The organism is Catenovulum sediminis (assembly GCF_007289895.1).
Classification (GTDB): domain Bacteria; phylum Pseudomonadota; class Gammaproteobacteria; order Enterobacterales; family Alteromonadaceae; genus Catenovulum; species Catenovulum sediminis.
In genome coordinates this window covers 1,573,497-1,599,171 of the sequence record NZ_CP041660.1, presented here as the reverse complement: position 1 = coordinate 1,599,171, position 25,675 = coordinate 1,573,497, and the positions used below count along the sequence as shown (strand labels likewise).

Below are 25,675 nucleotides of genomic sequence, written 5' to 3'. Positions count from 1 at the left end.
GTCTTTTTGTTTTATCCTTGTTCAAAAACAAAGGAGAGAATGGTTACACTGTGCGGCTACAGTCAAATCTCGTCATTTAGCCATGTTTGTAGCATTTTTTTGTGTTCAATATAATTGATTAAGAATAACCTGATAAAAAAATCAGATTTAATCTGTGATTAACCGTGCGAATATAGTGCTTTTGTCTTAAGCTTTTACTGTTAAACACACAACCTAGCTTCTAAATTCAAAAACACTAAGATTATATGCCTGAAAAATCTGAAATAATTTTATACAACCTAATTGTTTTAGCGCTTTATTTTACCACAGCACAATTAGGTTTAATGCTAGCTATTCCTCCTGGTTTTGCAAGCGCAATCTGGCCCGCTGCTGGGATTGCACTTGCACTTACCCTAGTCTGGTCACCTAAAGTATTACCTGGCATATTATTTGGTTCAATGTTGGCTAATTTAACGGTTGTTGATAGCTATTCGATCAATGCCTTTGCTTTTGCTTTTTTATTAGGTGTAGGCGCGAGTCTGCAAGCGTTGTTTGGATATTATTTATTAGCTAAACAAATTATATCTGAACAATGGCTCCTTTCTATCTCTCGTATCAGACGCTTTTTACTTAAAGCGGGGCCATTATCCTGTTTAGTTTCGGCATCAGTTGGTTCACTATCGCTTTTAAGCTTTTCTTATATAAATAAACAGGATGTGATATTTACTTGGGTGACTTGGTGGGTTGGCGACATGTTGGGCACTCTATTTGTTGCGCCAATATGCTTAGTGATTGCATATCGTTATAAGTTGCGCTTAAGGCATAAAATTTTTCAGGTGATTGCACCATCAATTATGGTATTTTCACTGGTCATCATTGTTTTTGCATTTAATAGAGCTGAGCAAAATCGGGTCGCTCGCCAGCATCTACTGCAAGACAGTTTAAGAGTAGCACAAGCGTTAGAGTATGAAATATCGCGCTATCAAGCTTATGCTCGAACTTATTCCGCATTCTTTGCCAGCTCGCATAAAATAGAAGAAGAAGAGTTTATTAAATTTTCCTCGATAGTCGTGCAACCTGATGATTCTTTGTTTGCAACCTCTTGGGTGCCCAAAATTCCACGCACCGAAAAGCAGGCTTATCTTGATGCTATGCTGAAAGAAAATAGTTCGTTTTCAATTAAAACCATTGATTATTCGCTATTACCCGATTTTTACCCGATTACCTATATTTATCCTGAACATTTAAAGTCAAACGCACTCGGTTTGGATATTGGCTCGGAACAGCTCAGAGCAACCGCATTAGTCCGAGCAGAGAAACTTAACAAGCCGACCATTACTGAACCATTAACCTTATTTCAATCAAAACAGAACAAGCCCGCATTCTTAATCTTTAGCCCAGTTATTGTGACAAACACGTTTGCTACTGAGCTAGCAGAAAGCCATATCGTGTTAGTTATTGAATCAGAAACTTTGCTACAAAATGTATTAGCCAAAAACTTACTGGCCAACCGTAGCTTTAACTATTCGGTTAACCTGACAACCAATGACGGTATTGTTTTATTCGAAAAAAACAAAAACGTAAATACAGATATTGTTTCGACTCACACGATAAAAGTAATGGATCAACATTGGCTATTAAATATATCAGCAAGTAGCTCAGAAATTATTGCCAAAAAAGATTGGAGTAGCTGGTTAATTCTAGTCGTCGGTGTGGTGCTAACCATTATGCTGCAAACTTTTATTTTATGGCTAACCAGCAGCCATAACTCAATTGCACGGCAAGTTAAAATAAAAACTAAAGAGCTCAATCGTGCAAAATTAAAGGCAGAGCAAGCAACCGTGCAGAAAACCTATTTTTTAGCGAATATGAGCCATGAACTGCGCACTCCATTAAATGCCATATTGGGCATCGCCGAAATGTTAAGCAAAAGCAATCTCGATAACCAGCAAACAGAACTACTCAACAAACAAAAAGTTGCCTCCAAAACCTTGTTGAGTTTAATCAGCGATATTCTTGATGTGTCTAAAATTGAGACAGGTAAAATTGAATTAGAAATCGCGCCCTTTTCAATACGAAAGCTCATGCTGAAAACCCAAAACATGTTTGAAAGTCAGGCAGAATTAAAAGGTTTAACTTTTAAAGTAAACTATAAAGGTAACGGTTCAGACTGGTTACTCGGCGACGAACACAGGCTACAGCAGGTTGTTTCTAACTTATGTAGTAACGCTTTAAAGTTTACTGAAAGTGGTGGTGTCACGCTTAGCATTAGAAACGAAAAAGATATCGAAAATGAACAACAAAACTTGTTGATATTCGAAGTAATAGATACAGGGATCGGGATAGAAGATACGCGTGTTTTACATATTTTTGATTCTTTCACACAAGCAGACTCTTCAGTAACTCGAAAATATGGTGGTTCAGGTTTAGGCTTGGCAATAAGCAAAACCTTAATCGAGTTAATGAAGGGCTCAATCTTTTGCGAGAGCCAGCTTGGATTGGGCACTAAATTTACCTGTCAGCTAACGCTTAAAAACGCTGTTAGTGAAGAAAATAAACAAGTACAAACACTCAGAAATGCAGAACAACACTTAAAAAATATATTAGAAGGTGCGTTGGTGTTAATTGCTGAAGACAATGAAATTAATCAACAAATTATCGCATTTCATATCGAATCATTAGGTGCTGACATAACGCTGGCAAACAATGGGCTAGAAGCTGTAAAAGCAGTTGAAAATTGCAGTTTCGACTTAATCCTCATGGATATACAAATGCCTGAAATGGATGGTCTGCAAGCAACTAAATTAATATCTCAAATGCCAAATGGTATCGATGTTCCTGTTGTCGCGATGACAGCCAATGTCTCGGTTGAAGACAAACAAGCCTGCTTTGCCGTCGGTATGCGCGCGCATATTCCAAAACCTTTCGAAGTCAATAAACTCCATCATACGTTATTGCAAATACTATCTTCACCAAAGATAAATCATACATACCTAGATACAACATCGTAAGCAGGAGGTTTTATTTGTGGAGCAACGACAGAACATTTCAAACAAGAGTCTGACAGATATTGAAAAATTTGAGAAAGCGCTCAAACCGGTAACTTGTAAAAATTATCAGGACGCAGAAATCATTTGTGAAATTATTTATTTAAGTCAGCGGTCTATTTGTAACGAACAACAACTTTCACAATCCTTGTTATTGTTAGAATCGTTGAGTGAATTATCCGTCGAGTACAATGAATTACTTGCCGTGGTGCTTGATAAGTTGATCGACAATATAGAGATGTATCAATCTAATCAACACAAAACAGCAAATCAAATATTAGCTGAATTGATGAAAGTCCACTCTACAAAACAAAAGGATTTAGCGCATATTTTACCACAAAGCATAATCTCTGAACTGGTCAATGGAAAACGCAAATTAACGATAAACCATATGCAAGCGTTCGCTGAATATTTTTCGGTACCAGTTGCTTATTTTATTCGACAAGATTGAACAAGTTTGTTGTGCAACACGTAAATACAGTTACCAAAGTAAGGAAAATCTAACTCATGAAATTTAACACAAAATCGTTAATCACAAGCTGTTTGTTTATTTTTGGTTTGACCAGTACACCCATATGGGCTCAACAATGTAATGATTTATTAAACTATTCAGCAACAAAACTACACACAACCAAAGCCATAGATTTTTGCCAAGCTTTTGCAGGAAAAACTCTATTGGTTGTAAATACAGCGAGTAAATGCGGATTTACCCCTCAATTTAAAGAACTAGAGGCTTTATATCAAAAATATAAAGCACAAGGTTTAGAAGTGGTTGGCTTTCCCTCTGATGATTTTTTTCAAGAACATGATGATGCAAAGGAAACAGCAGAAGTTTGTTATATTAATTACGGTGTAACTTTCACCATGTTGAACACCTCCCCTGTCAGAGGTAGTGATGCAAATGCATTTTATAAAAAGTTAATATCTCAGTCTGATACCTCGCCCAAGTGGAATTTTTATAAATACCTAGTATCAGCCAATGGTAAAGTTATAGACGTTTATTCTTCTAAAACAAAACCGATGAATAGCGAGTTGGAAAAAGATATTCAATCGCTGCTCGTGCAAGACAAAACTGCACAATAATCCCGCTTTACGTTAGAATAACGGCTTCAAAAAATAGGAGCCGTTTTTGTCTACTCACCCAAACACTATATTAAGTTCTGTTTTTGGCTATGCTCAGTTTAGAGCCGGGCAAGAAGAAGTAATAAAGCAGCTTTTAGCTGGCCGCGATTGTCTAACCATAATGCCAACCGGCAGCGGAAAATCACTCTGTTATCAAATACCCGCACTCGCGTTGCCAGGCTACGCAATCGTTATTTCACCACTGATTGCCCTAATGCAAGATCAAGTAGAACAATTAGATGCTTTAGGCGTGTCGGCTGCTTATTTAAATTCAACGCTGAATTTTGCCCAGCAAGAGGACATCCTCACGCAACTTAATCATGGCGAATTGAAAATTTTATATATCGCACCGGAAAAGTTATTACAAAGTCACTTCTTAGATAAGATATCAAATTTTCCACCAAGCCTAATCGCTATTGATGAGGCGCATTGTGTTTCTCAATGGGGTCATGACTTTAGACCTGACTATGCACAACTGGGTATTTTGAAGCAACAGTTTCCGCGTTCCCCGATAATTGCATTAACTGCAACAGCCGATGCGGCCACGCAAAACGATATCATTCAGTTACTGGGTTTATCCGAAGCATATCACTATGTAGGTAGTTTTGACCGCCCCAACATACGGTATATTCAGCAGGAAAAATTCAGACCGCTGTCACAACTAGAACAATATATAAAGCAAAAGAAAAATCAGTCGGGTATTGTTTATTGTACGTCACGCAAACGCGTAGAAGAGGTAAATGAGTACTTACAAAGGCACAACTTCAGAAGTGCCGCCTACCATGCCGGTCTAACGCTAGATGAAAGAAACTGGGCACAAGGAGCCTGGCTCAAAGATGACCTTGAGATTATCGTGGCAACCGTTGCCTTTGGCATGGGTATCAATAAACCCGATGTGCGCTACGTCATACATTATGATATTCCCAGATCAATAGAAAACTATTACCAAGAGACGGGTCGTGCCGGGCGAGATGGCTTGGATAGTGAAGCCATTTTATTATACGAATACGCTGATGCAGACCGAGTTCGCTGGATGATAAATCAAAACGAAAATATACAACGCGCTGAAGTTGAAAGTCATAAGTTTGCATCGATGACAGCACTTGCTGAAAGCGAAACATGTCGGCGTCTGGTATTGCTTAATTACTTCGGAGAACAAAAAGATAAAGCGTGCAACAACTGTGATATTTGCTTAAACCCCCTAAAAAATATGATGGTTTGTTAGATGCTCAAAAAGCTTTATCCGCTATCTATCGTATTGGACAATCCTCTGGCTTTAATCACGTGATCGATGTATTACGAGGCGCAAATACACAGAGAGTGCGCGAATATAAACATAACGAACTGTCCGTTTATGGTATCGGTAAAAGTCATAGCCAGGAATATTGGTTAAGTATTTTACGCCAGCTAGTTCACTTAGGATTAATTAGGATTGATATTACCGATAATGCGCACCTAAAACTAACGGAAGCGGCTCGACCAGTTTTACGCAGTGAAACCAGCTTGCAACTAGCACTCCCCCAAATTAACAAGTCTGCAGAAATAACAAAAGAAACTAAACCGCATCTCAAACAAGAGTATGACAAACGTTTATTTGAGCGTCTAAGAAAAGTCAGAAAGAGACTGGCTGATGAAATGGATGTACCACCCTACATCATATTTAATGATGCAACGCTGGTCGATATGTGTCTATTGCAACCAGATACTAACCAACAAATGTTGCTGGTTAGTGGTGTTGGTAAACGGAAATTAGAAAAATATGGTCAGGCATTTTTAACTGAAATAATCAATTATATAAATCGTTTTGATTAACCGAGGTGACTGTTTTTCAACATCAACTATTCACGTTAAATGTCTGACTGACATCTTTAATATAGTCAGTCATATTTAGTAGCTCTTCGGCATCCTGTTCTAACGTTTGTGCATTCACTAGGTTTTCGTCCGACAATAAATCAATACTTTGAATGTTCCGATTTATTTCTTCTGAAACACTACCTTGCTGTTCAGCAGCAGTTGCAATTTGCACCGATAAATCAGAAATCTGGTTTACTAAGTTACTGATTTCGCCAACGGTTTTACTCGCCCCCATAGCAGCGACATTGCAGTCAGAAGCCTGTTGTTGATTTGATTGCATCGTGACCATCCATTTTTCAATCGTCAAATGCATAGATTCAATGCTGCTTTTAATTGAAAAAGCGGATTGCTGAGTTCTGCTAGACAGAGCACGCACTTCGTCGGCAACAACAGAAAATCCCCTTCCTTGCTCGCCTGCTCTAGCTGATTCAATGGCCGCATTTAAAGCTAATAAGTTAGTTTGTTCTGCGATACCAGTAATTTCATCCATTACCTTTTGTACCTTCATAGCTTGCTCTTTTAACTCACCTGCCGATTCAGCAGCAAGTTTTACGCTATGAGATAAAGTATTCATACCGGACGAAGTATTATTCATCTGTGTCGTCGCGTCACTGCATAACTGATGTGTAAAACGAACCTGTTCAGATGTTTGAGAGGTATTTTTAGCAATATCAACCGCAGTCGCTGACATTTCATTGACAGCAGTAGCAACCTGCGTTAATTCATGTTTTTGTTTACGACTGTTGTTACTGGCTAAAGATATACTCTCACTTAACCTGGCGGAAACTAAATTCAGATTGCCAATTAAATCAGCAAAACGACCAATCACAGTGCGGTTTTTTGCTTTGAGTAATAGCTGACTAAATTCAAAAAACGAATGGCTGCCCGTACCACTATATATATAGCGGCTGACACTATCGTAATCGGTTTTAATTTTTTCAGCCTCAGCCGGTATGGTCCAAAGCTCATGGCTAAACAACCACAATAGAAAGGCAATGGGAATTAAAGATGTGAATGCGACGGCTATCCCTGCAACCATAAACAGATAAATAAACTGAGCAAACAACAGTATTGCAGCAAGTATTAGCTTACTGCTAAAAGAAGGCATAAAAGGCTCAATGCGTTTGCCTTGAGTTAACTTACTATAAAGTTGAATCGCTTTACTTTTATACGCTTCTTCAGGACGCGTGCGTACCGATTGGTAACCAACAATTTCTCCATTTTTAAAAATAGGTGTCACATATGCATCTACCCAATAGTACCGGCCATCCTTACGGCGGTTTTTAACGATGCCACGCCATGATCGTGCATTTTTCAGTTTTTCCCATAAGTCTTTAAAAGCTTGAGCTGGCATGTCAGGATGTCTGACAATGTTGTGATTATGTCCAATTAATTCATCTTTAGAAAACCCGCTAACGCGTATGAATGCTTCATTTGCGTATGTAATAACCCCTCTTAAATCCGTTGTTGAAACGAGTTCTTCATTTTCATTAAATTTGATTTCTTCGTTTATAGTTTGAAGATTTCGTTTCATGCTTTCTCCATAAAATTATAATGAGTGTGACTTAGATCTGAGACCAAAAATACACAGCTTTGGTTTATATAGAATATAGTAAATTATTAATTTAGATCAATAACCTAATATTCAATTGCCATATACCCAGTAAGTTAACACTTACAACGGTTACGACAACTAGTTTTTATGCACTAAAAACAATAAAAGCAGCCGTAGCTGCTTTCATTTAATTTATCTATTCGCATTTAGTTTTCAAACTAAACGTCTAGATTTGCAACATTCAGAGCGTTACGTTCAATAAACTCACGTCGTGGCTCTACTTGGTCACCCATTAAAGTTGAGAATAATTGATCAGCACCGATAGCGTCTTCAATTGTTACTTTAAGCATACGACGACTATTCGGATCCATCGTTGTTTCCCAAAGCTGGTCTGCATTCATCTCACCCAAACCTTTATAACGTTGGATGTATAAACCTTTTTTAGACTCTTTTATCAACCAATCTAAACCATCTTCAAATTTAGTAATTGGGTATACTCGCTCGCCACGCTTAATATAAGCACCATCTTCTACTAAGTTGCTAATGGTTTTGCCTGTTGTAGAAATCAACTTATAATCCGACGACTTGATAAACTCCAAATCAAGTTTATAAACATGATCAACACCATGCGTTCGTACATTAAACACAGGTATATAGCTTTGCGTCTCACTATCTAGTACAACTTCATGCTCAAAAATGGAGCTTCCATCGCGACTTGATTCAAGCTTTTCACCGACTTCATTTGCCCACTGCTCTACAAAAGTTTTATCTTTAATATTTTCTTCTGTTAAAAAATCTGCATATTTAAGCTCATTTATCAGGGCATTATTATAAGTACGGGATAATCTATCAATAATGTGTTCGGAGGTTTGGTAATCAACCACAATTTGCTCTAATGCAGAACCGGATATCGCAGGAGCATCTTGGTTCACATGCAAACTAGCACCATCCAATGCTAGGTTTGTTAAGTAAGCTTCATATGCAATTTCGTCTTTTAAATATTGCTCTTGTTTACCTTTTTTAACCTTATACAAAGGAGGCTGAGCAATAAAAATATGCCCTCTTTCAATTATTTCTGGCATTTGACGATAGAAAAAAGTTAATAACAACGTTCGAATATGCGAACCATCTACGTCAGCATCCGTCATTAATATGATTGAATGATATCTTAGTTTGTCTGGATCATATTCATCACGACCAATACCACAACCAAGTGCTGTAATTAATGTACCCACTTCTTGTGAAGACAACATCTTATCAAAGCGCGCTTTTTCAACATTTAGGATTTTACCTTTTAATGGCAGAATAGCTTGGTTTTTTCGGTTACGACCCTGTTTAGCTGAACCGCCTGCAGAATCACCCTCCACTATATATAGTTCAGATAGACCCGGGTCTTTTTCCTGACAATCGGCGAGTTTACCTGGTAAACCTGCAATATCTAAAGCGCCTTTTCGACGCGTCATTTCACGCGCTTTTCGAGCCGCTTCACGTGCACGTGCAGCGTCCATTATTTTGCTTACAATCGATTTAACGTCTGCAGGGTTTTCTAACAAAAACTCGTTCAATTTTTCAGCCATTGATTGTTCAACGGCGCTTTTCACTTCAGAAGAAACAAGCTTGTCTTTTGTCTGTGAAGAAAATTTTGGATCCGGCACTTTCACCGAAACAACCGCGGTTAAACCTTCACGAGAATCATCGCCCGTCGTTGCGACCTTCGCTTTTTTAGAGATACCTTCCTTTTCCATAAAGGTATTTAAAGTTCTAGTTAACGCTGCTCTGAAACCTGCTAAATGCGTGCCGCCATCTCTTTGTGGAATATTGTTGGTAAAACAGTAAATGTTTTCCTGAAATCCATCATTCCACTGACAAGAAACTTCGACGGTTATGCCATCTTCGCGTTCTGTTACAAAGTGAAACACGCCCTTATGAATAGGCGTTTTGTTGCGATTTAAATACTCAACAAATGCCTGAATACCACCTTCATATCTAAAGTGGTCATTTTTTCCATCTCTCTCATCTGTCAGTTTTATGGAGATACCTGAGTTCAAGAAGCTAAGTTCACGCAATCTTTTAGCTAAAATATCATAGTGAAACAAGGTATTTGTAAAAATGGTAGGTGACGGCCAAAAACGAATTTCTGTACCAGTACCTTCTGTTTCGCCAATCACCTCTAATGGTTTGACAGGATCACCCAATTTAAATTTTTGTTGGTGAACCTTACCACCACGACGAATGGTAAGTTGTAAGTCATCTGATAAAGCGTTTACAACAGAAACACCGACACCGTGTAAACCACCTGATACCTTATAAGAATTGTCATCAAATTTACCGCCCGCGTGCAATACCGTCATGATAACTTCAGCAGCAGAAACGCCTTCTTCTTCATGTATTTCTGTTGGTATACCACGACCATCATCACGTACAGAGACGGATCCATCTGAATGAATGGTTACCAATATATCTTTACAATGTCCGGCAAGAGCTTCATCTATACTGTTATCAACAACTTCGAATACCATATGATGCAGACCCGTACCATCGTCTGTATCACCAATATACATGCCCGGTCTTTTTCTTACCGCATCTAAGCCTTTTAAGACTTTTATCGACGACGAATCATATTCTGACATTTTTTAACCTTATTAGTTAACAAGTTGCCCATGTTTCACGTGAAACACGGCATGTTCATAATCTATTACTTGCTGAATTAGAGGTAAATCTTTTTCTATACAAGTAAAAAACATTTGGTTCTTTAAATCATGGCTGACTGAGAAAGTGCGTTTTAATGATTCTAAATCTAACTCAGCAGCTATATCGTCAAATATCCAAATGCAATTTTTATCATTAGCTTTATCTATTAGCCTTTCAGCGGATAGCAGTAAAGCTAATACAAATCTTTTACTCTCCCCTCTGGAGAGAATATTTTTTACTGGCTTTTCATCTAAAGTAAAATATATATCATCGCGATGACTACCAGCCGAAGTAGACTTGCGTCTTATATCCATATCAAGATTATTATCTAACAATAGCGCGTAATCTAAATCTGAGTTCCACCCCTGCTTGTATTGAAGTTGGCTTTTTACCTCAGAAAATTTGCTTTCTATCTTTGGATAATACCCCTGCATCTCAGAGTTTAACTGTTCGATAATTTCTGAACGCATCTGAGCAATTTGATAATTTAGCTCAATCAGTTTCGGATCCCAAACTCGAATTTCTTGCCGTTTGCCTTTTTTTAGCGCTTCGTTTCTTTGCTCTAATACCTTGTCAAAATCTCGATAAATAGCGGCCACTTCAATATCACGTTTCACGTGAAACACGAGCCAATCAATGAAACGTCTTCTAATCGATGGACCCGCATCTATTAAATCCAAACTATCCGATGTAAAACTAATAATAGGAAACTGACTAGAAAGCTGACTTAAACGTCTCGCTTTATTGCCTTGTATTCTTATTTCACTTTCACCCGTTTTCGACTTTCTTATACCAAAACGGCTACTCTCTATCAAATCTATACTTGTTTCAATATCTGCAGTAGCGAATACCGTTAACTCGCTACAACCAAACTGAATAAGTTCAGCGATTTTAGATTTTCTAAAAGAACGACCAAAACCCAAAACATGAATTGCTTCCAGTATAGAAGATTTCCCGCTACCATTTTCACCAACAATAATGTTGCAATATGGGTGCGGTTTAATCTCCATGCTAGAAATGTTCCGCACCTGATGAATCGCGAGTTTTGATATGTACATATAATGGGAAGGTTACAACCTCATTGGCATAACAACATATATTGCAGCATCATCTTTGTTATCTTCGATTAACGCACTGCTATTGGCATCGCCTAACGTAATTTTCACTTCATCCGATTCCAAAGCATTCAATACATCGATAATATACGCAACATTAAAGCCAATCTCTAAATCATCACCTTGGTAATTAACTTCAACGACTTCTTCTGCAACTTCTTGCTCAGGGTTAGTGGCGGTAATCGTTAATTCACCCGAAGATAAATTTAAGCGTACACCCCGAAACTTTTCATTGGATAAAATAGCCGCACGCGCAAAAGCTTGTTTAATGTAACTTTTATCAGCGATAATTTCTTTATCGCCGCCTTTAGGCAAGACGCGACGATAATCAGGAAAACGGCCGTCGACTAACTTACTGGTAAAAACGAATGAACTTGAACTTAAGCGAATATGGTTACTGCCAATAGAAATATAAACATTGTCATCAGTATCTTCTATTAAACGGCTTATTTCAGTCACCCCTTTTCTAGGGATGATAACCTGACTTTCTTCTAGTGATTCATTTTTAAGCTCTAATCGAGCTAAAGCGAGTCGATGTCCATCCGTTGTAACACAACGAATTTGATTACCCTGAGTTTCCATCGACATACCATTTAGGTAATAACGAACGTCTTGGTTTGCCATAGAAAAAGACGTGCGATCAATCATATTTTTCAAATCGCTTTGGTGAATCGCGAAATTAATCTCACTACTCCACTCTTCTAAATTAGGGAAATCTTTTGATGGTAAAGTTGAAAGTGAATACTTACTTCTACCAGATTTAATCTTTAATTTAGATTCTTCTAACGAAAATTCAATTAGCGCTGAATCACTTAGGCCTTTACAAATATCAAATAGCTTTTTCGCCGGTACTGTTATTTGACCGTCATCGGAAGCTTGTACTAACTCGACTGAAGCGACAAGTTCGACTTCTAAGTCTGTCCCTGTAATAGACAAAACACCATCACTTATTTCTAATAACACATTAGATAAAATAGGTAATGTATGTCGTCTTTCTACTGTACCCGTAGCAAGTTGTAAGGGCTTTAAAATATCTTCTCGGCTAACTGAAAATTTCATATTGTTATTATCCAATTTTTACGAAGAAAGTGTTCTGACCAAGTTAGAAAAATCTTCTTTTATATCGTGATTTTCTTCTCTAAGGTCGTTAACTTTTCGGCATGCATGTAACACAGTTGTATGGTCACGCCCACCAAACGCAGCCCCGATTTCAGGCAAGCTATGATTTGTTAATTCCTTTGCTAAAGCCATGGCAATTTGTCTGGGTCGGGCAACGCTACGGCTTCGACTTTTTGAAGACATATCAACCAATTTTATTTTATAGTACTCAGCAACTGTTTTTTGTATGTTATCTATTGTAACGAGTTTTTCTTGTAATGCGAGCATATCGCGCAAGGCTTCTTTAGCAAAATCAATGGTAACTGCTTTGCCGGTAAAATTCGCATTGGCGATAACCCGATTTAACGCACCTTCTAAATCTCGCACATTTGAGCGCAATCGTTTTGCAATAAAAAATGCAACTTCATGCGGTAAATCAAAATTCGATTCTTGCGCTTTTTTCATCAAAATAGCGACTCGGGTTTCAAGTTCAGGCGGCTCAATAATAATCGTTAAACCCCAACCAAATCTAGATTTAAGCCGCTCTTCAACGCCTTCAATTTCTTTCGGATATCTATCGCTGGTTAAAATAACCTGATGGTTCCCTTCTAACAAAGCATTAAATGTGTGGAAAAACTCTTCTTGTGAACGCTCTTTACCCGCGAAAAATTGAATATCATCAATTAATAAAGCATCAACAGAACGATAGTGACGTTTCCATTCTTCAATTGAGTTAGTTTGAATTGCTTTTACCATATCTTGCACAAATCGCTCTGAATGCATGTAAACAACTTTTGCATCTGGATTGCGTTCGCGGATCTCATTACCCACAGCATGCATTAAGTGGGTTTTACCTAAACCCGTACTGCCATATAAAAACAATGGATTAAACGCAGTGCCTGGATTATCTGCAACCTGAGTAGCTGCGGCTCGAGCCAATTGGTTTGATTTACCTTCAACAAAATTATCAAAGGTATAATTTTCGCGTAAATTAGAGCGTAAGCTGGGTGGTGTTTGCCCAAGATGCGCTACATTGTTACTCCGCTGCGGGGCAAAACCATTATTTAACGGGTGATTATTCTGTCCAACCGCTTGGCCTTGTGGTTTATTCCCCAATTCTAATTTAGGATTAGCAATCGGCGCGACAGGTTTTGAACCCACTTCCATTTTTAGGTTAGGGCTTTTATCCCCAGCCATTTCTTTTAATAATTCGTTTATACGATCAGCATATTTATCTCGCACCCAATCTAAAACAAACTTATTAGGTGCATACAACACTAGATCTTGGTTAATAGCCTGAACCTGTAAAGGTCGAACCCACATGTTATATTGTTGTGATGGCAGTTCACGTTGTAATGTTTCTAAGCAAGCCTGCCAGAGTGAGTCGCTCAAGGCGTTTCTCCGTTAGTTGAAAAATGGAAAGGGATCTCACCAGATTTTATCCACAAGTTCAATATTGACAAATCATGAAACTATGTAGTTTCGCAAAACAAAAGATAACACGTTGTTTTAAAAGTATATTTATTTTAATACTATTTTGTCATAGGGGCCGCGATATTGACTAAATTAAGCTATATCAAAAGTCATAATTGTGGATAAAGCAGTTAAAATAATAAACTTATACATAAAGCATCTTAATACTTGTCTAATAAATAGTTATTTGCTATAGTTCGCGCCCCTTTAAAGGTCTCGTGTCTTTGGCACATAACGATTAATCGGAAATATTGCAATGAAACGTACATTTCAACCAAGCAACTTAAAGCGTAAGCGTAATCACGGTTTCCGTGCGCGTATGGCTACTAAAAGTGGTCGTCAGATTTTAGCTCGTCGTCGTGCTAAAGGACGTAAAGTTTTAAGTGCTTAATAGTCTTTCGTGAAGGCTTGCCCTTATAAGCGGGAGTATAGATTACTAACTCCCGCCGACTTCCAAGGCGTTTTTGACGCTAAACCTAAAAAGTTTTCCTGTCGTTATTACACTATTCTTGCAGCCAATAACTCGTTAGGTTATGCCCGGCTCGGATTTACCATTTCTAAGAAAAAAGCAAAGTTCGCAACCCAAAGAAATAAAATCAAAAGAGTTGTCAGAGAACACTTTCGGTTAACGCATGCAGATTTACCGGCAATCGATATGGTATTTATAGCCAAACAAGGTATATCATCTGCAGATAACGAAATGCTTCGACATGAACTGAGTTACACATGGAAAAAAATCCAGCGTTATATAAAAAAATAGTGCGTTGGCCTTTATTGGCTATTATCCATTTTTACCAAATTGTAATCAGTCCTTTGTTAGGTCCTCGCTGCCGTTTTCAACCAACATGCTCAAATTACGCATTAAACGCAATTAATTCGCACGGATTGCGTATTGGCTGTTGGTTAACTGCGAAACGCGTTATAAAATGTCACCCATTTTCGCCTGGCGGATATGATCCCGTCCCAAAACCAAAAACCAAAGAGAAATAGAGATCTATGGAATCGCAAAGAAGTTTTCTATTGATTGGCTTAGCTTTAGTCACTTTTTTATTGTGGCAACAATGGCAAGTCGACAATGCACCACAAACAGTTACTCCACCCACATACAGTGAAGCTGGTGAAAATAACTTATCACAAGCTTCTTCTGATGTGCCTGTTGGTAGCCAAGCTGAAGCCATTGAATCGGCCAGTTCTGGTACTAAATTTATTACGGTTACAACAGATGTAATCAAAACCAAAATAAATCTATTGGGCGGTGATATCACACAATTAGATTTGTTGACCTATGCCAAAGAAAAAGACGGCAGCGACCCTTATGAGTTGTTAGTTGAACAAGGTGGCCAACTTTTCCATGCTCAGTCGGGTTTAACCGGTGCAAATGGACCGGATGCGAGCTCAACTGGTCGACCTTTATACAGAGCTTCTGCGGATACGTACACGCTATCAGGCGATACATTAGAAGTTCCATTAACGTTTTTGAGTAAAGATGGTGTATTAGTACAAAAAACGTTTGTTTTCACACGCGGCGAACATAAAGTTGAAATTCGTTTTGATGTAATGAACCAATCTGACCGTGTTAAGAATGTACAGTTATTCGCTCAGTTAAAACAACAATCAGCGCAAGCTTCAAGTTCAATGATGATGCCGACTTATCACGGCGCAGCGTATTCAACAAACGATGAAGCGTATGAGAAAGTAGATTTTGGTGACATAGCAGATAAAAACATCAATATGCATAGTATTGGCGGTTGGGTTGCCATGATTGAGCACTACTTTGTGACGGCTTTTGTACCTTCAGCAGAAGAGCAAATCGATATTTCAACCAAAGCACTTTCTGGTGGCAAAGCACTGATTCGTTACAAAGGTGAACCGGTCCAAATAGCGCCAGGCGCAACTGAAACCTTATCCACAACTTTATATGCCGGACCAAAAGATCAGGAAAAACTCGCTGAGCTCGCTGACAATCTTGATCTAACAATTGATTACGGAATTTTATTTTTTATCTCTAAACCTTTATTCCATCTACTTAAATTTTTGCATGAATTAGTCGGTAACTGGGGTGTAGCGATTATTTTAATCACCATTATTGTGAAAGGTTTGATGTATGGTTTAACTAAAAAACAATACACCTCAATGGCCAAGTTGCGACAGTTACAACCTAAACTAACTGAGCTTAAAAACCGTTATGGTGAAGACAAACAAAAATTCTCACAAGCCATGATGGAGCTATACCGCAAAGAAAAAGTAAACCCTATGGGGGGGTGTTTACCTATTTTGTTCCAAATGCCTATTTTCTTAGCATTATATTGGGTATTTGTAGAAAGTGTCGAATTACGCCATGCTGAGTTTGCGTTGTGGATACATGATTTATCTCAACAAGACCCTTATTACGTATTACCTATTTTAATGGGTGTCAGTATGTTTGTGATGCAAAAATTACAACCGACGCCTATTCAAGACCCGGTACAGCAAAAGATATTCCAGTACATGCCAATTGCCTTTACCTTTTTCTTCCTGTGGTTCCCGTCAGGTTTAGTATTATATTGGTTAGTCAGTAACATTATCTCTATTGTTCAAATGTTGATGATTAATAAATCAATCGAGAAAAAAGGTTTAAAATAAAGCTTAAAGGCTTTTAAACTTACACAAAAAAGCGGGTCTTACGACCCGTTTTTTATTTATCCTGTTTGCCCGTAAAAATTATTGAAGGTCATAAAAATGTTGAATCAAGATACCATCGCCGCCATCGCTACACCACCGGGTCGCGGTGGTGTAGGCATCATTAGAGTATCAGGTCAATTAGCGGAATGGGTATGTCAGCAAATTGTGCATAAAAAATTAACCGCCAGAAAAGCCGAGTATCTTAAATTTTATGACAATGCCGGACAGGTTATCGACCAAGGGATTGTCATCTTTTTTAAAGGACCAAACTCATTTACCGGTGAAGACATTGTTGAGTTTCAAGGACATGGTGGCCCCATTATTCTTGACCTTTTACTACAACAAGTCGTGGCAATTAAAGGTGTGCGTTTAGCCAATCCGGGTGAGTTTTCAGAGCGCGCATTTTTAAATGACAAATTAGACTTAGCACAAGCAGAAGCGATAGCCGATTTAATCGAATCTTCTTCTGAGCAAGCAGCGCGCTGCGCATTACAAACCTTACAAGGCGAATTTTCCAAACAAGTACACGCTTTATCTGAAGAAATTATCCACCTTCGAATTTACGTTGAAGCCGCAATAGATTTTCCTGAAGAAGAAGTCGACTTTTTATCTGATGGAAAGATTGAAAAAGACTTATTAACAATTATCGACAATACCCAGCAAGTTATGCAAAAAGCACAACAAGGTGCGCTGTTAAAAGATGGTATGCGCGTTGTAATTGCAGGTAAACCAAACGCCGGTAAATCTAGCTTGTTGAATGCTTTAGCCGGTAAAGAAACCGCCATAGTGACCAATATCGCGGGTACGACACGGGATGTGTTAACTGAGCATATTCACATCGATGGTATGCCTTTGCATATAATTGATACAGCAGGCTTACGCGACAGCCCTGATGAAGTCGAACAAATAGGCATTGAGCGCGCGTGGGCAGAAATTGAAAAAGCCGATCGCATCTTATTAATGGTTGATAGCACTGAAAGTAAACATGCAGTTGAACAAGATTGGCCAGAGTTTTTTCAGCGGTTAGGGCCAAAATCCGTTGGCGTTACCGTGGTGCGCAATAAAGCAGATCAAAGCAATGAAACAATTGGTTTTGAAGATGCGGCGCCCTACCCGATTATTCGATTATCTGCAAAAACCGGCAGTGGCATCGAAGTGTTAACGGAACACTTGAAAAAAATAATGGGTTATCAAGCCTCAACTGAAGGGCAATTTTTAGCGCGCCGTCGCCATATAGATGCACTTAACAGAGCGATGGAACAATTAAAAAATGGTAAATACCAGTTGCAAGAAATGCATGCGGGTGAATTATTAGCAGAAGAGTTACGCCTTGCACAGCAGCACCTAAATGAAATAACCGGTGAATTTAGCAGTGATGATTTATTGGGCAGAATATTCAGTAGTTTTTGTATCGGTAAGTAAATTTTTATTCTTTATTTTAAAGAGAACTCAGCGACTAAAATGTCTTTTAGTCGCTGAGTGTAATAGGCAATTACATTCTAAAACGAATACCAACTGAAAAGGTTCTATCTCTTAATATAGTATCTCTTGGGTATAAGTATTCATCTGCAGGAGCACTGCCACCAAAATAATTTTTAGAATAGGAATCCGTTAAATTAGTCCCTTCTACAGAAACGGTTAAATTCTCATTAACGTCATAGTTAATTGCAAAATCCAATGAATCAATAGGCGTATTCACAATAGCGGTTCCTGGCTGCTCACCCACTGCATTATAGTCAGATACCCAGTCACTGCGCCAATTATATGCTAGGCGTGCGGATAAACTGCCCAATTCATACAATAACACACCATTGTAAGATTCATCAGATACATGGATGAGTGGTTCCAATTCGCCCGCTAAGTTTTCAGTCTCTCCGTCCATAAATGTACCATTTAACTGGATACCTAAACCAGACAAAGCACCCGGCAATTGCTCAAAGAACTGAGTATAAGTGACTTCAATCCCTTCTAACGAACCGCCAGAGGTATTTTGTGGCCGTGTAACAAAATAGGTCTCACCTTGAAACTCCTCTGGTGAAGCGTAGCGCTGAATATACCCTTCTATCTCACGATAAAATGTTGCAGCTGTCACGGATCCACCTTCAGCAAAATACCACTCTAAAGATACATCATAATTTGTCGATTCAGTTGAGTTTAAATAAGGATTACCACCTGACCCAGTTCTAATAACGGACGTTTCACTAAATTTATCGTAAACGACAGCAGGGTTTAAATCAGCAAATCCCGGACGCGTAATTGTTTTGCCATACGCTGTACGTAGATACAAATCATCCGATAAACTCAGTCTTAAACTTAGACTCGGTAATACTTCCGTTGTGCCTGAATTTTCATCAACCGGCGTGTTAATTTCAACGTCATTTTGATATGTAGTCAGATTACCGCTAAAACTTGAGTTTAAACGCACTATCCGCGTACCAAAATGACCATCTAGTAACATGCCAGCAATTTCAGTTTCTAAGTTAGCTTTTACATAAAGTGCGTAATTATTCTCTGAGTTATCATAAAATTTGCCCGGAATAAATTCTGGTTCGTCTCGGCTATAGCCCATAGCTTGGCGAATATCTGCTCGATTTCGCAGCAAATAGTCAGCATTTGGTGTTAACCATTGAGTATTATTGAGCTCTGCAACACCCTCCATATAATTTTCAGGTGTATAATCTTCTAATCCTGAAAAATCCGTTAGTGGGATTCGCGCACCTGAGATATTACCTCGCCCGCCTGTGTCAGCCTCTTGATTAAAGGCTGTGCGTTCACTTAAACGTGTACCAAAATCAACTTTGTATATAAATCCTAAATCAACAAAATAACTGGCGTCTAGACTCCAAGCTATTTCTTCACCTTCTTGTTCACTTCGGTTATCAAAATAGGTAAATAGTTCATATTGATCTAAGTCAGTCATGTCATAACCAGAACCATCGGCTTTACGAATATCAACATCCGAAATACCACTACCGTCTTTAGAAAAATCGTAAGTGATTTCATCCGCAAAAAAACCTAAATCCAGAATAAAGCCTCTTGCTTTAGCTTTACTCTTGGTAAAAGCCAAATCAGAGGTTACCGTTAAGGCGTCAAAATTCCAATTCCCCCGATTGCTAATTGATAAGTATCTGATGTATTGGCAAACGATTGATTACTAGTAATCGTACCTGGCGCATCCGGACGAATCATAGACTTAGCAATATTGGTGCCTTCTTTATATTCTGAGACATAACCATTACCCCAGTTTCCCCAGTTAGGTAGAGGAACCCAGAAATTTAACTGAGAGTCTTGTTCGTAGTTAACAAAAAAAGCTTCTGCATAATAACTTGTATGATCGTCTGGCGCCCATTGTAGAGCAAAATTACCAGAGTCTCGCCTTCTATCACCGTAGCGGAAATACCCGCCAATAATGCCCGGCGCGATCGAGTTTTGACCTTCAATATTAGGAGAAACTGATAAAGAATTGTTGACCACAGTCTCTGGTAAGACAACAGGCGATGTTACAAAATTGACCTGATCCATAAAATCACGAGACTGATGAGATAAACTCGCCATAACACCAAACTGGCCTGCATTATTGTTCCAAATATTATTAACGGTAAGACTGCCAATTGGATTCCAGGCTTTTGCTTTATCACTATATTCAGCCCGTAAACCGCCAGCTAATGTAAACCCCTCATCAAAATCAAATGGCTTACGTAATTGCACATCAATTAAACCTGCAATACCACCTTCAATATCACTTGCGCTGGAAGATTTCTTTACGTCAACTTTATATAAAAGATCGGCTGGAATATCTGCAAGCGCCATCCCTCGGCCAGTGGTCGTGAAGATATTACGCCCATTCATTGTCGTAACAATATTGGGCAAGCCTCTGACTAAAACTTGACTTGCTTCACCATTTTCACGGGTGATTTGTACACCAGTTACACGTTGCAATGCCGCTGCTACAGAGTTATCAGGCAGCTTACCAATATCTTCCGCCACGATTGAATCAGTAATATCTTGAGCTTCCATTTTAAAATTTTGTGCAGAAATAACACTTCCTTTGACACCGCGTACAACAATGATTTCTGTATCGTCAGTGCTTTCCTGTGCAAAACTTTGCCCTTGCCATGCTAACGTCATCGCGATTGACGTAGTTAACAGCTTTTTATTAAACATACTCACTCCCAAAAAATACTTAAACATCATTTATCTAAAAACTTATAGTCGGCATTAAAACATACAAACATATAGTATTACTATTGAATAGTTATAATGATTTGTAAATAGGTTTATTGAAATTTGTATTAGATTGGCAACTGATTGATAATTTTTTATGAAGAATAACAAACAGATGGTTGTTAGTTATATTTAGAAACTAATATTGAAAAACGACGAAAAATGCTATTTATGATGGATTTATGTGTTGAAATTGATTTAAACAGGATGGAAACAAATAGATAAGTCTTATTAATATAAAAACCGTAATAAGACTATAGTGGCCATATCCACTAGAACATGCGTGAATAGTTAAAAAATAGAGGGGGTGATTACCCCCATAAACTCAAAAAATAAACAAAAGATAACCTCGTTTACGAATAACTATCTATAGCTATTCTGCTTTTTGACCGCGCTTTTTTGCCCACCAACTTTGCTTTTTTGCACCGCTAGGTTTGTTATTTGTTGTATTGTCCTTGGATTTATTCGAATTTTGCCCATTTGGTTTGCGGCTTTTCGATTGAGAATTAGATTCAGTACTAGGCGCTCTATTTTTTGTTTTCTTCGGTTTTTTGGCTTTCAGTGGTTTAGGTGAATCAGACGTCTCGGGCAAATTTTCAGTAGGGTTAAAACCGTTCACTTCTACACGTTTGACTTTGTTGCCAATCAGCCTTTCAATTGCAACCAGTTGTTTATATTCTTCTGCACATACTAAAGATATTGCCTGACCACTGGCGCCTGCTCGACCGGTGCGACCAATTCTATGTACATAATCTTCAGCGACATGCGGTAAATCAAAATTAACAACTTGCGGTAATAAATCGATATCCAATCCACGGGCTGCAATATCAGTCGCGACTAGAATTCGAATATCACCTGATTTAAATCCGGCCAGTGCCTTTGTTCTTTGCGCCTGACTTTTATCACCATGTATTGCTGCAGCATTAATGAAATCGTGATCAAGCTTTTTAGCTAACCGGTTAGCGCCATGTTTAGTACGGGTAAAGACTAATGCTTGTTGCCATTTATGCCGCTCAATCAATTTAACCAACAAGTTGGCTTTTTTACTTTTATCAACCGGGTGTAACCACTGTTCAACAGCATGCGCCGTGCTATTAGCCGGGCTAACCGATATTTCAGTCGGATTATTAATCAGTCCTTTCGCGAGTTGGCGTATTTCGTCAGAGAAAGTGGCAGAAAACATTAAATTCTGGCGCTTATTCGGTAACAAACTAATAATTTTTTTGATATCCCGGACAAACCCCATATCTAACATGCGGTCAGCTTCATCTAAGACAAATGTCTCCAGTTGATCGAACTTCACCGCGTTTTGTTGATATAAATCTAATAAACGACCAGGTGTCGCAACCAAAATATCAACGCCGGAACGCAGTTTAAGCATTTGCGGATTGATCTTGACACCACCAAAAACAACCGTGCTTTTAAGTTTTAAATGTTTACCATAAGTTTCGACACTTTCAGCAACCTGTGCCGCTAATTCGCGTGTTGGTGTTAAAACCAAACAACGCACTTGGTTACCTTTTGCACTCTGCCCTTTTGATAACAACTGCAATATTGGCAAAGTAAAACCTGCCGTTTTACCGGTACCGGTTTGTGCAGCCGCCATGACATCACCCTTTTTTAATATAACGGGTATTGCTTGCTGCTGAATTGGCGAAGGTTTGTTATATCCTTGCTCTTGAATTGCTTTTAAAATGGGGGCAGATAAGCCCAGCGTATCGAATCCACAGGACTCATCTAAAATATCTGTCATGAAAGCTCTTAAATTTAAAAAGAAGGAATGTTACATCGTGTAGGTTTTATTTTTGGTTTGAATAATCACTACGTGTAATATAATAGCCTGAATCAGGCCGCCACTAAAGATTTGTTTTGCCATCGGCCACTACGCCAACGCCAATACATAAATAGTCCTCGAGTCCATTCATCAATCGCCAACGCCGCCCATATACCTAATAAACCAAAATCTAAATAGATACCGAACAAATATGATAGTGGTACTGCTATTCCCCACATAGATAATATGCCGACGTACAGTGGGAACCTAGCATCGCCCGTCGCTCTAAGTGCGTTTATCACAATTAAATTAAAGGTTCGCCCCGGCTCCATAAATAAAGTCAGAATAAAAAGCTGACTGACAAGGACAATTATTTCACTGTCATCCGTTAACGCGCCAATAATAAACTTACCATTAAGCGACGCCAATATTGCAACAACGGCGGTCACGATAAAACCCAGTTTTAACGCGCGAAACAATTGAACTCTTGCCTGCTCAATTGCCTTTGCCCCCACCATATGACCAATAATAATTTCGTTGGCTAGGCCAATAGACAAACTAAATAGCAAAATAAATGTACATATTTGAAAATAGTAAGCTTGTGCTGCTAATGCTTTTTCACCCATTAAAGCAACGAAAGAAGTGACAACCATAAACTGCAACATCCAAGAAAGGTTTTCACCTGCTGCTGGCAGACCAATATGAAAGATCTTAGCCAACATCCGCTTTTGAGGCTTCAAAATTGCTGACCAATAAATTTTAATACCTGTATATTTAAATAACATCCAGGCCAAAATTACCATCCCCACTATGCGGCCAACGGCTGTACTAATAGCAACCCCCGCAACGCCCATTTCGGGCAAACCAAACCAACCGTACAACAACAATAAATTACCGAAAAATGTAATAATGTTCATTGCCAAAGTGACCCACATGGCTTGCTGGGTATGTCCATGTGCTCGAATAGTAGCAGCTAAACACAAGCCAATCGCTTCGGGTAATAAACATAGCCCGATAATCTGAAGATATATTCGACCATCGGTCATTAGATGTTCTGGTAAATTCATCAAATGCAAAATTTGACCTGCACCCAATACAATACCCAAAGCCGAAACAGCACCTACAAGAATATTAAAGCCAATTGAAGAATACACAACTGCACGCGCGGCGTCTTTGTTAGTGGAACCTAGATATTGAGTAACAACAACACTTGCACCAATAGTTACAAAGCTAAAAACAGTAATGGCTAGCTGAAAAACTTGATTACCAACCGCTAGAGAAGCAACACCTTGATACGAGACATGTCCTATCATAAAGGTATTTAAAGCGCCTGTTAAAAAATGTAACGCAAAGTCGATAAACAACGGCCACGTCAAAGCAAATAAAGAGTGTTTTGCGTTTTGCTGTGTATTTTTCATAAAACCTGTACTTATAGCCAATCAAACCAAAGAAACATTTTAAAATGTCAAAGGGCGGGCATTAAACAGTAAAATTGATTAATAATCCAGCAATTATATAAAAAAGATCGACCTCTACTAGGCTTGTTAATGTCAATAAGACAAATTGTTAACGGCTACACTAGATGGTGTTATTCTGGGATACTTTAGTAAACTCTTGATCAGTTTTATTTATATCATATTGAGATAAATCCCAACCTGAAAGATGATTAAGCGCTAATTTATATATCATATTGATATGTTCTTCATCACTATTCAAAGCTTCAATATATTGATATGACTGACCGCCAGCCTGCATAAAATAATCTCGATTTTCTTCCCCTATCTCTTCAATCGTTTCTAAACAATCACTACTAAAGCCAGGACAAACGACTTGCACAGATTGAATACCATTTGCAGGTAAACTTTTTAAAGTTTCGTCAGTATAAGGTTTTAACCATTCTTCACGACCAAACCGGCTTTGAAAAGTAGTTATGTATTGATCATTAGAAAGATTTAATGCTTCAGCAATTAATCGACTGGTTTTATAACACTCACAGTGATAAGGATCTCCCTTATCTAGATATTTTTTTGGTACCCCATGATACGAAAAAATCAATTTATCAGCTTGCCCATGTTGCTGCCAGTGCACTTTAATTTTATTTGCCACAGCGTGAATATAATCAGGAAAATCATGGTAATGACTGACAAAACGGAAATCAGGTAACCACCTTCTTTCAACAAAGTCTTTGGCGATTGCATCAAAAGTTGAAGCGGTAGTTGCGGCACAATATTGAGGATATAAAGGAACGACCAGCAATTTGCGTACCCCTTTAGCCAACATTTCATCAATTCGCTTTGTTATAGAGGGCTCGCCATAGCGCATTGCAAAATCTACAATAATGTTTTCTTGTCCACTATCTTTAAATCGCTTTGCTAGTTTTTCGGCTTGGTCATGAGTGTGAAACATTAACGGAGATCCTCTATCATTCCACACCGTTTGATAAGCTTTAGCACTTCTTTTCGGCCTAATATTTAAAATAATACCGTTTAAAACAAACCACCACAAAACTCTTGGGACTTCCACGACCCTAGGATCTGATAAAAATTGCTTTAAATATTTGCGCAATGAACGAGCATCCGGTTTGTCAGGCGTCCCTAAATTGGTTATTAAAACACCAATTTTTGGCTGCTGTTTGTGTTCAAATCCGATCGTGTTTTTAAACATATATCACCACTCAATTAAAAGCTTCTATGCCGAAAATTGGCAAAGTATAAACCAACTAATTATTAGATACTCCTCTATATAAGCGATTAAATAAATTGTAGATCTGGATAGGCAAAAAAATAAAAACACGCTGGTTATTATTTAATCACTTTTTAGTGTAAAATAAGGATCGATTAATAAATAAACAAAGTTTAAGATCTCAGCCAGCATGGGGCTGATCAGAATTTGATCAAAGGTTGATCAAAGCTTGATCAATGCTTGATCACAACTTATCCACTTTTGGTGTTTGTAAAAATCCACAATGTGGATAAGTGTTGTATAATAGTCGGATAAACTTTGATCAACTCAGGGATAAGATCATGGGGTGATCATGCATGTGGATAAAACAGTCATTTATCATCAAGTTGATCAACGTTTG

18 protein-coding genes and 1 pseudogene are annotated in these 25,675 nt (G+C 38.4%); 9 read left to right on the top strand and 10 right to left on the bottom strand.

Annotated features, from left to right (window positions below; genetic code table 11):
* The first annotated feature begins 245 nt into the window (after window positions 1-245).
* The 4 genes and pseudogenes from FNT16_RS06490 to recQ all read left to right on the top strand — a co-directional run bounded on the left by FNT16_RS06490 (window position 246) and on the right by recQ (window position 5,960).
* Window positions 246-2,990 carry an ATP-binding protein gene (locus tag FNT16_RS06490; RefSeq protein ID WP_143870789.1) on the top strand — a complete coding sequence of 915 codons (2,745 nt, stop codon included), beginning with the start codon at window positions 246-248 and terminating at the stop codon, window positions 2,988-2,990.
* A 16-nt stretch (window positions 2,991-3,006) separates the two neighbouring features.
* On the top strand, window positions 3,007-3,477 hold the full coding sequence (locus FNT16_RS06485; RefSeq protein WP_246072408.1) for a hypothetical protein: 471 nt from the start codon (window positions 3,007-3,009) through the stop codon (window positions 3,475-3,477).
* Between the two features lie 56 nt (window positions 3,478-3,533).
* Entirely contained in the window at window positions 3,534-4,109 is a 576-nt protein-coding gene (locus tag FNT16_RS06480; RefSeq protein ID WP_143870787.1) for a glutathione peroxidase, read from the top strand.
* Between the two features lie 46 nt (window positions 4,110-4,155).
* A pseudogene (recQ, locus tag FNT16_RS06475) lies at window positions 4,156-5,960 on the top strand (DNA helicase RecQ).
* A gap of 22 nt (window positions 5,961-5,982) precedes the next feature.
* Here recQ and FNT16_RS06470 read toward each other — a convergent pair.
* The 5 genes from FNT16_RS06470 to dnaA all read right to left on the bottom strand — a co-directional run bounded on the left by FNT16_RS06470 (window position 5,983) and on the right by dnaA (window position 13,784).
* Window positions 5,983-7,536, bottom strand: coding sequence for a methyl-accepting chemotaxis protein (locus tag FNT16_RS06470; RefSeq protein ID WP_143870785.1), 1,554 nt, complete (start codon window positions 7,534-7,536; stop codon window positions 5,983-5,985).
* A 239-nt stretch (window positions 7,537-7,775) separates the two neighbouring features.
* Entirely contained in the window at window positions 7,776-10,187 is a 2,412-nt protein-coding gene (gene gyrB, locus FNT16_RS06465; protein ID WP_143870784.1) for a DNA topoisomerase (ATP-hydrolyzing) subunit B, read from the bottom strand.
* A gap of 12 nt (window positions 10,188-10,199) precedes the next feature.
* Window positions 10,200-11,306 (bottom strand): DNA replication/repair protein RecF, encoded by a 1,107-nt coding sequence (gene recF / locus FNT16_RS06460; RefSeq protein ID WP_143870782.1) that lies wholly within the window; start codon window positions 11,304-11,306, stop codon window positions 10,200-10,202.
* Window positions 11,307-11,318: 12 nt separating this feature from the next.
* A complete protein-coding gene (gene dnaN, locus FNT16_RS06455) occupies window positions 11,319-12,422 on the bottom strand; it encodes a DNA polymerase III subunit beta (RefSeq protein WP_143870780.1) in 1,104 nt (367 codons plus the stop codon).
* An 18-nt stretch (window positions 12,423-12,440) separates the two neighbouring features.
* Window positions 12,441-13,784 (bottom strand): chromosomal replication initiator protein DnaA, encoded by a 1,344-nt coding sequence (gene dnaA / locus FNT16_RS06450; protein WP_425456701.1) that lies wholly within the window; start codon window positions 13,782-13,784, stop codon window positions 12,441-12,443.
* Window positions 13,785-14,190: 406 nt separating this feature from the next.
* Here dnaA and rpmH point away from each other — a divergent pair, with 406 nt between their 5' ends.
* From rpmH to mnmE, 5 genes are all read left to right on the top strand, one after another.
* The gene (rpmH, locus tag FNT16_RS06445) at window positions 14,191-14,325 is read left to right on the top strand and encodes a 50S ribosomal protein L34 (RefSeq protein WP_143870777.1); all 135 of its coding nucleotides are present in this window, start codon (window positions 14,191-14,193) and stop codon (window positions 14,323-14,325) included.
* Between the two features lie 9 nt (window positions 14,326-14,334).
* Window positions 14,335-14,694: a ribonuclease P protein component gene (rnpA, locus tag FNT16_RS06440; protein ID WP_143870776.1), complete on the top strand. Its 360-nt coding sequence runs from the start codon at window positions 14,335-14,337 to the stop codon at window positions 14,692-14,694.
* A complete protein-coding gene (gene yidD / locus FNT16_RS06435; protein ID WP_143870774.1) occupies window positions 14,661-14,924 on the top strand; it encodes a membrane protein insertion efficiency factor YidD in 264 nt (87 codons plus the stop codon). Before rnpA ends, yidD begins: the two co-directional genes overlap by 34 nt.
* A gap of 6 nt (window positions 14,925-14,930) precedes the next feature.
* The gene (gene yidC / locus FNT16_RS06430; protein ID WP_143870772.1) at window positions 14,931-16,556 is read left to right on the top strand and encodes a membrane protein insertase YidC; all 1,626 of its coding nucleotides are present in this window, start codon (window positions 14,931-14,933) and stop codon (window positions 16,554-16,556) included.
* Window positions 16,557-16,652: 96 nt separating this feature from the next.
* On the top strand, window positions 16,653-18,017 hold the full coding sequence (mnmE, locus tag FNT16_RS06425; protein WP_143870771.1) for a tRNA uridine-5-carboxymethylaminomethyl(34) synthesis GTPase MnmE: 1,365 nt from the start codon (window positions 16,653-16,655) through the stop codon (window positions 18,015-18,017).
* Between the two features lie 70 nt (window positions 18,018-18,087).
* Here mnmE and FNT16_RS20745 read toward each other — a convergent pair whose 3' ends face one another.
* From FNT16_RS20745 to hemH, 5 genes are all read right to left on the bottom strand, one after another.
* Complete coding sequence (locus FNT16_RS20745) at window positions 18,088-19,662, bottom strand: TonB-dependent receptor (RefSeq protein WP_246072404.1); 1,575 nt, start codon at window positions 19,660-19,662, stop codon at window positions 18,088-18,090.
* A gap of 14 nt (window positions 19,663-19,676) precedes the next feature.
* Window positions 19,677-20,759: a TonB-dependent receptor plug domain-containing protein gene (locus tag FNT16_RS20740; RefSeq protein ID WP_246072402.1), complete on the bottom strand. Its 1,083-nt coding sequence runs from the start codon at window positions 20,757-20,759 to the stop codon at window positions 19,677-19,679.
* 433 nt (window positions 20,760-21,192) lie between these two features.
* A complete protein-coding gene (locus FNT16_RS06415) occupies window positions 21,193-22,572 on the bottom strand; it encodes a DEAD/DEAH box helicase (RefSeq protein WP_143870770.1) in 1,380 nt (459 codons plus the stop codon).
* A gap of 92 nt (window positions 22,573-22,664) precedes the next feature.
* On the bottom strand, window positions 22,665-24,011 hold the full coding sequence (locus FNT16_RS06410; protein WP_143870768.1) for an MATE family efflux transporter: 1,347 nt from the start codon (window positions 24,009-24,011) through the stop codon (window positions 22,665-22,667).
* Window positions 24,012-24,171: 160 nt separating this feature from the next.
* Window positions 24,172-25,257, bottom strand: a complete 1,086-nt coding sequence (gene hemH / locus FNT16_RS06405) for a ferrochelatase (protein ID WP_143870766.1) — start codon at window positions 25,255-25,257, stop codon at window positions 24,172-24,174.
* Between the last annotated feature and the right edge of the window lie 418 nt (window positions 25,258-25,675).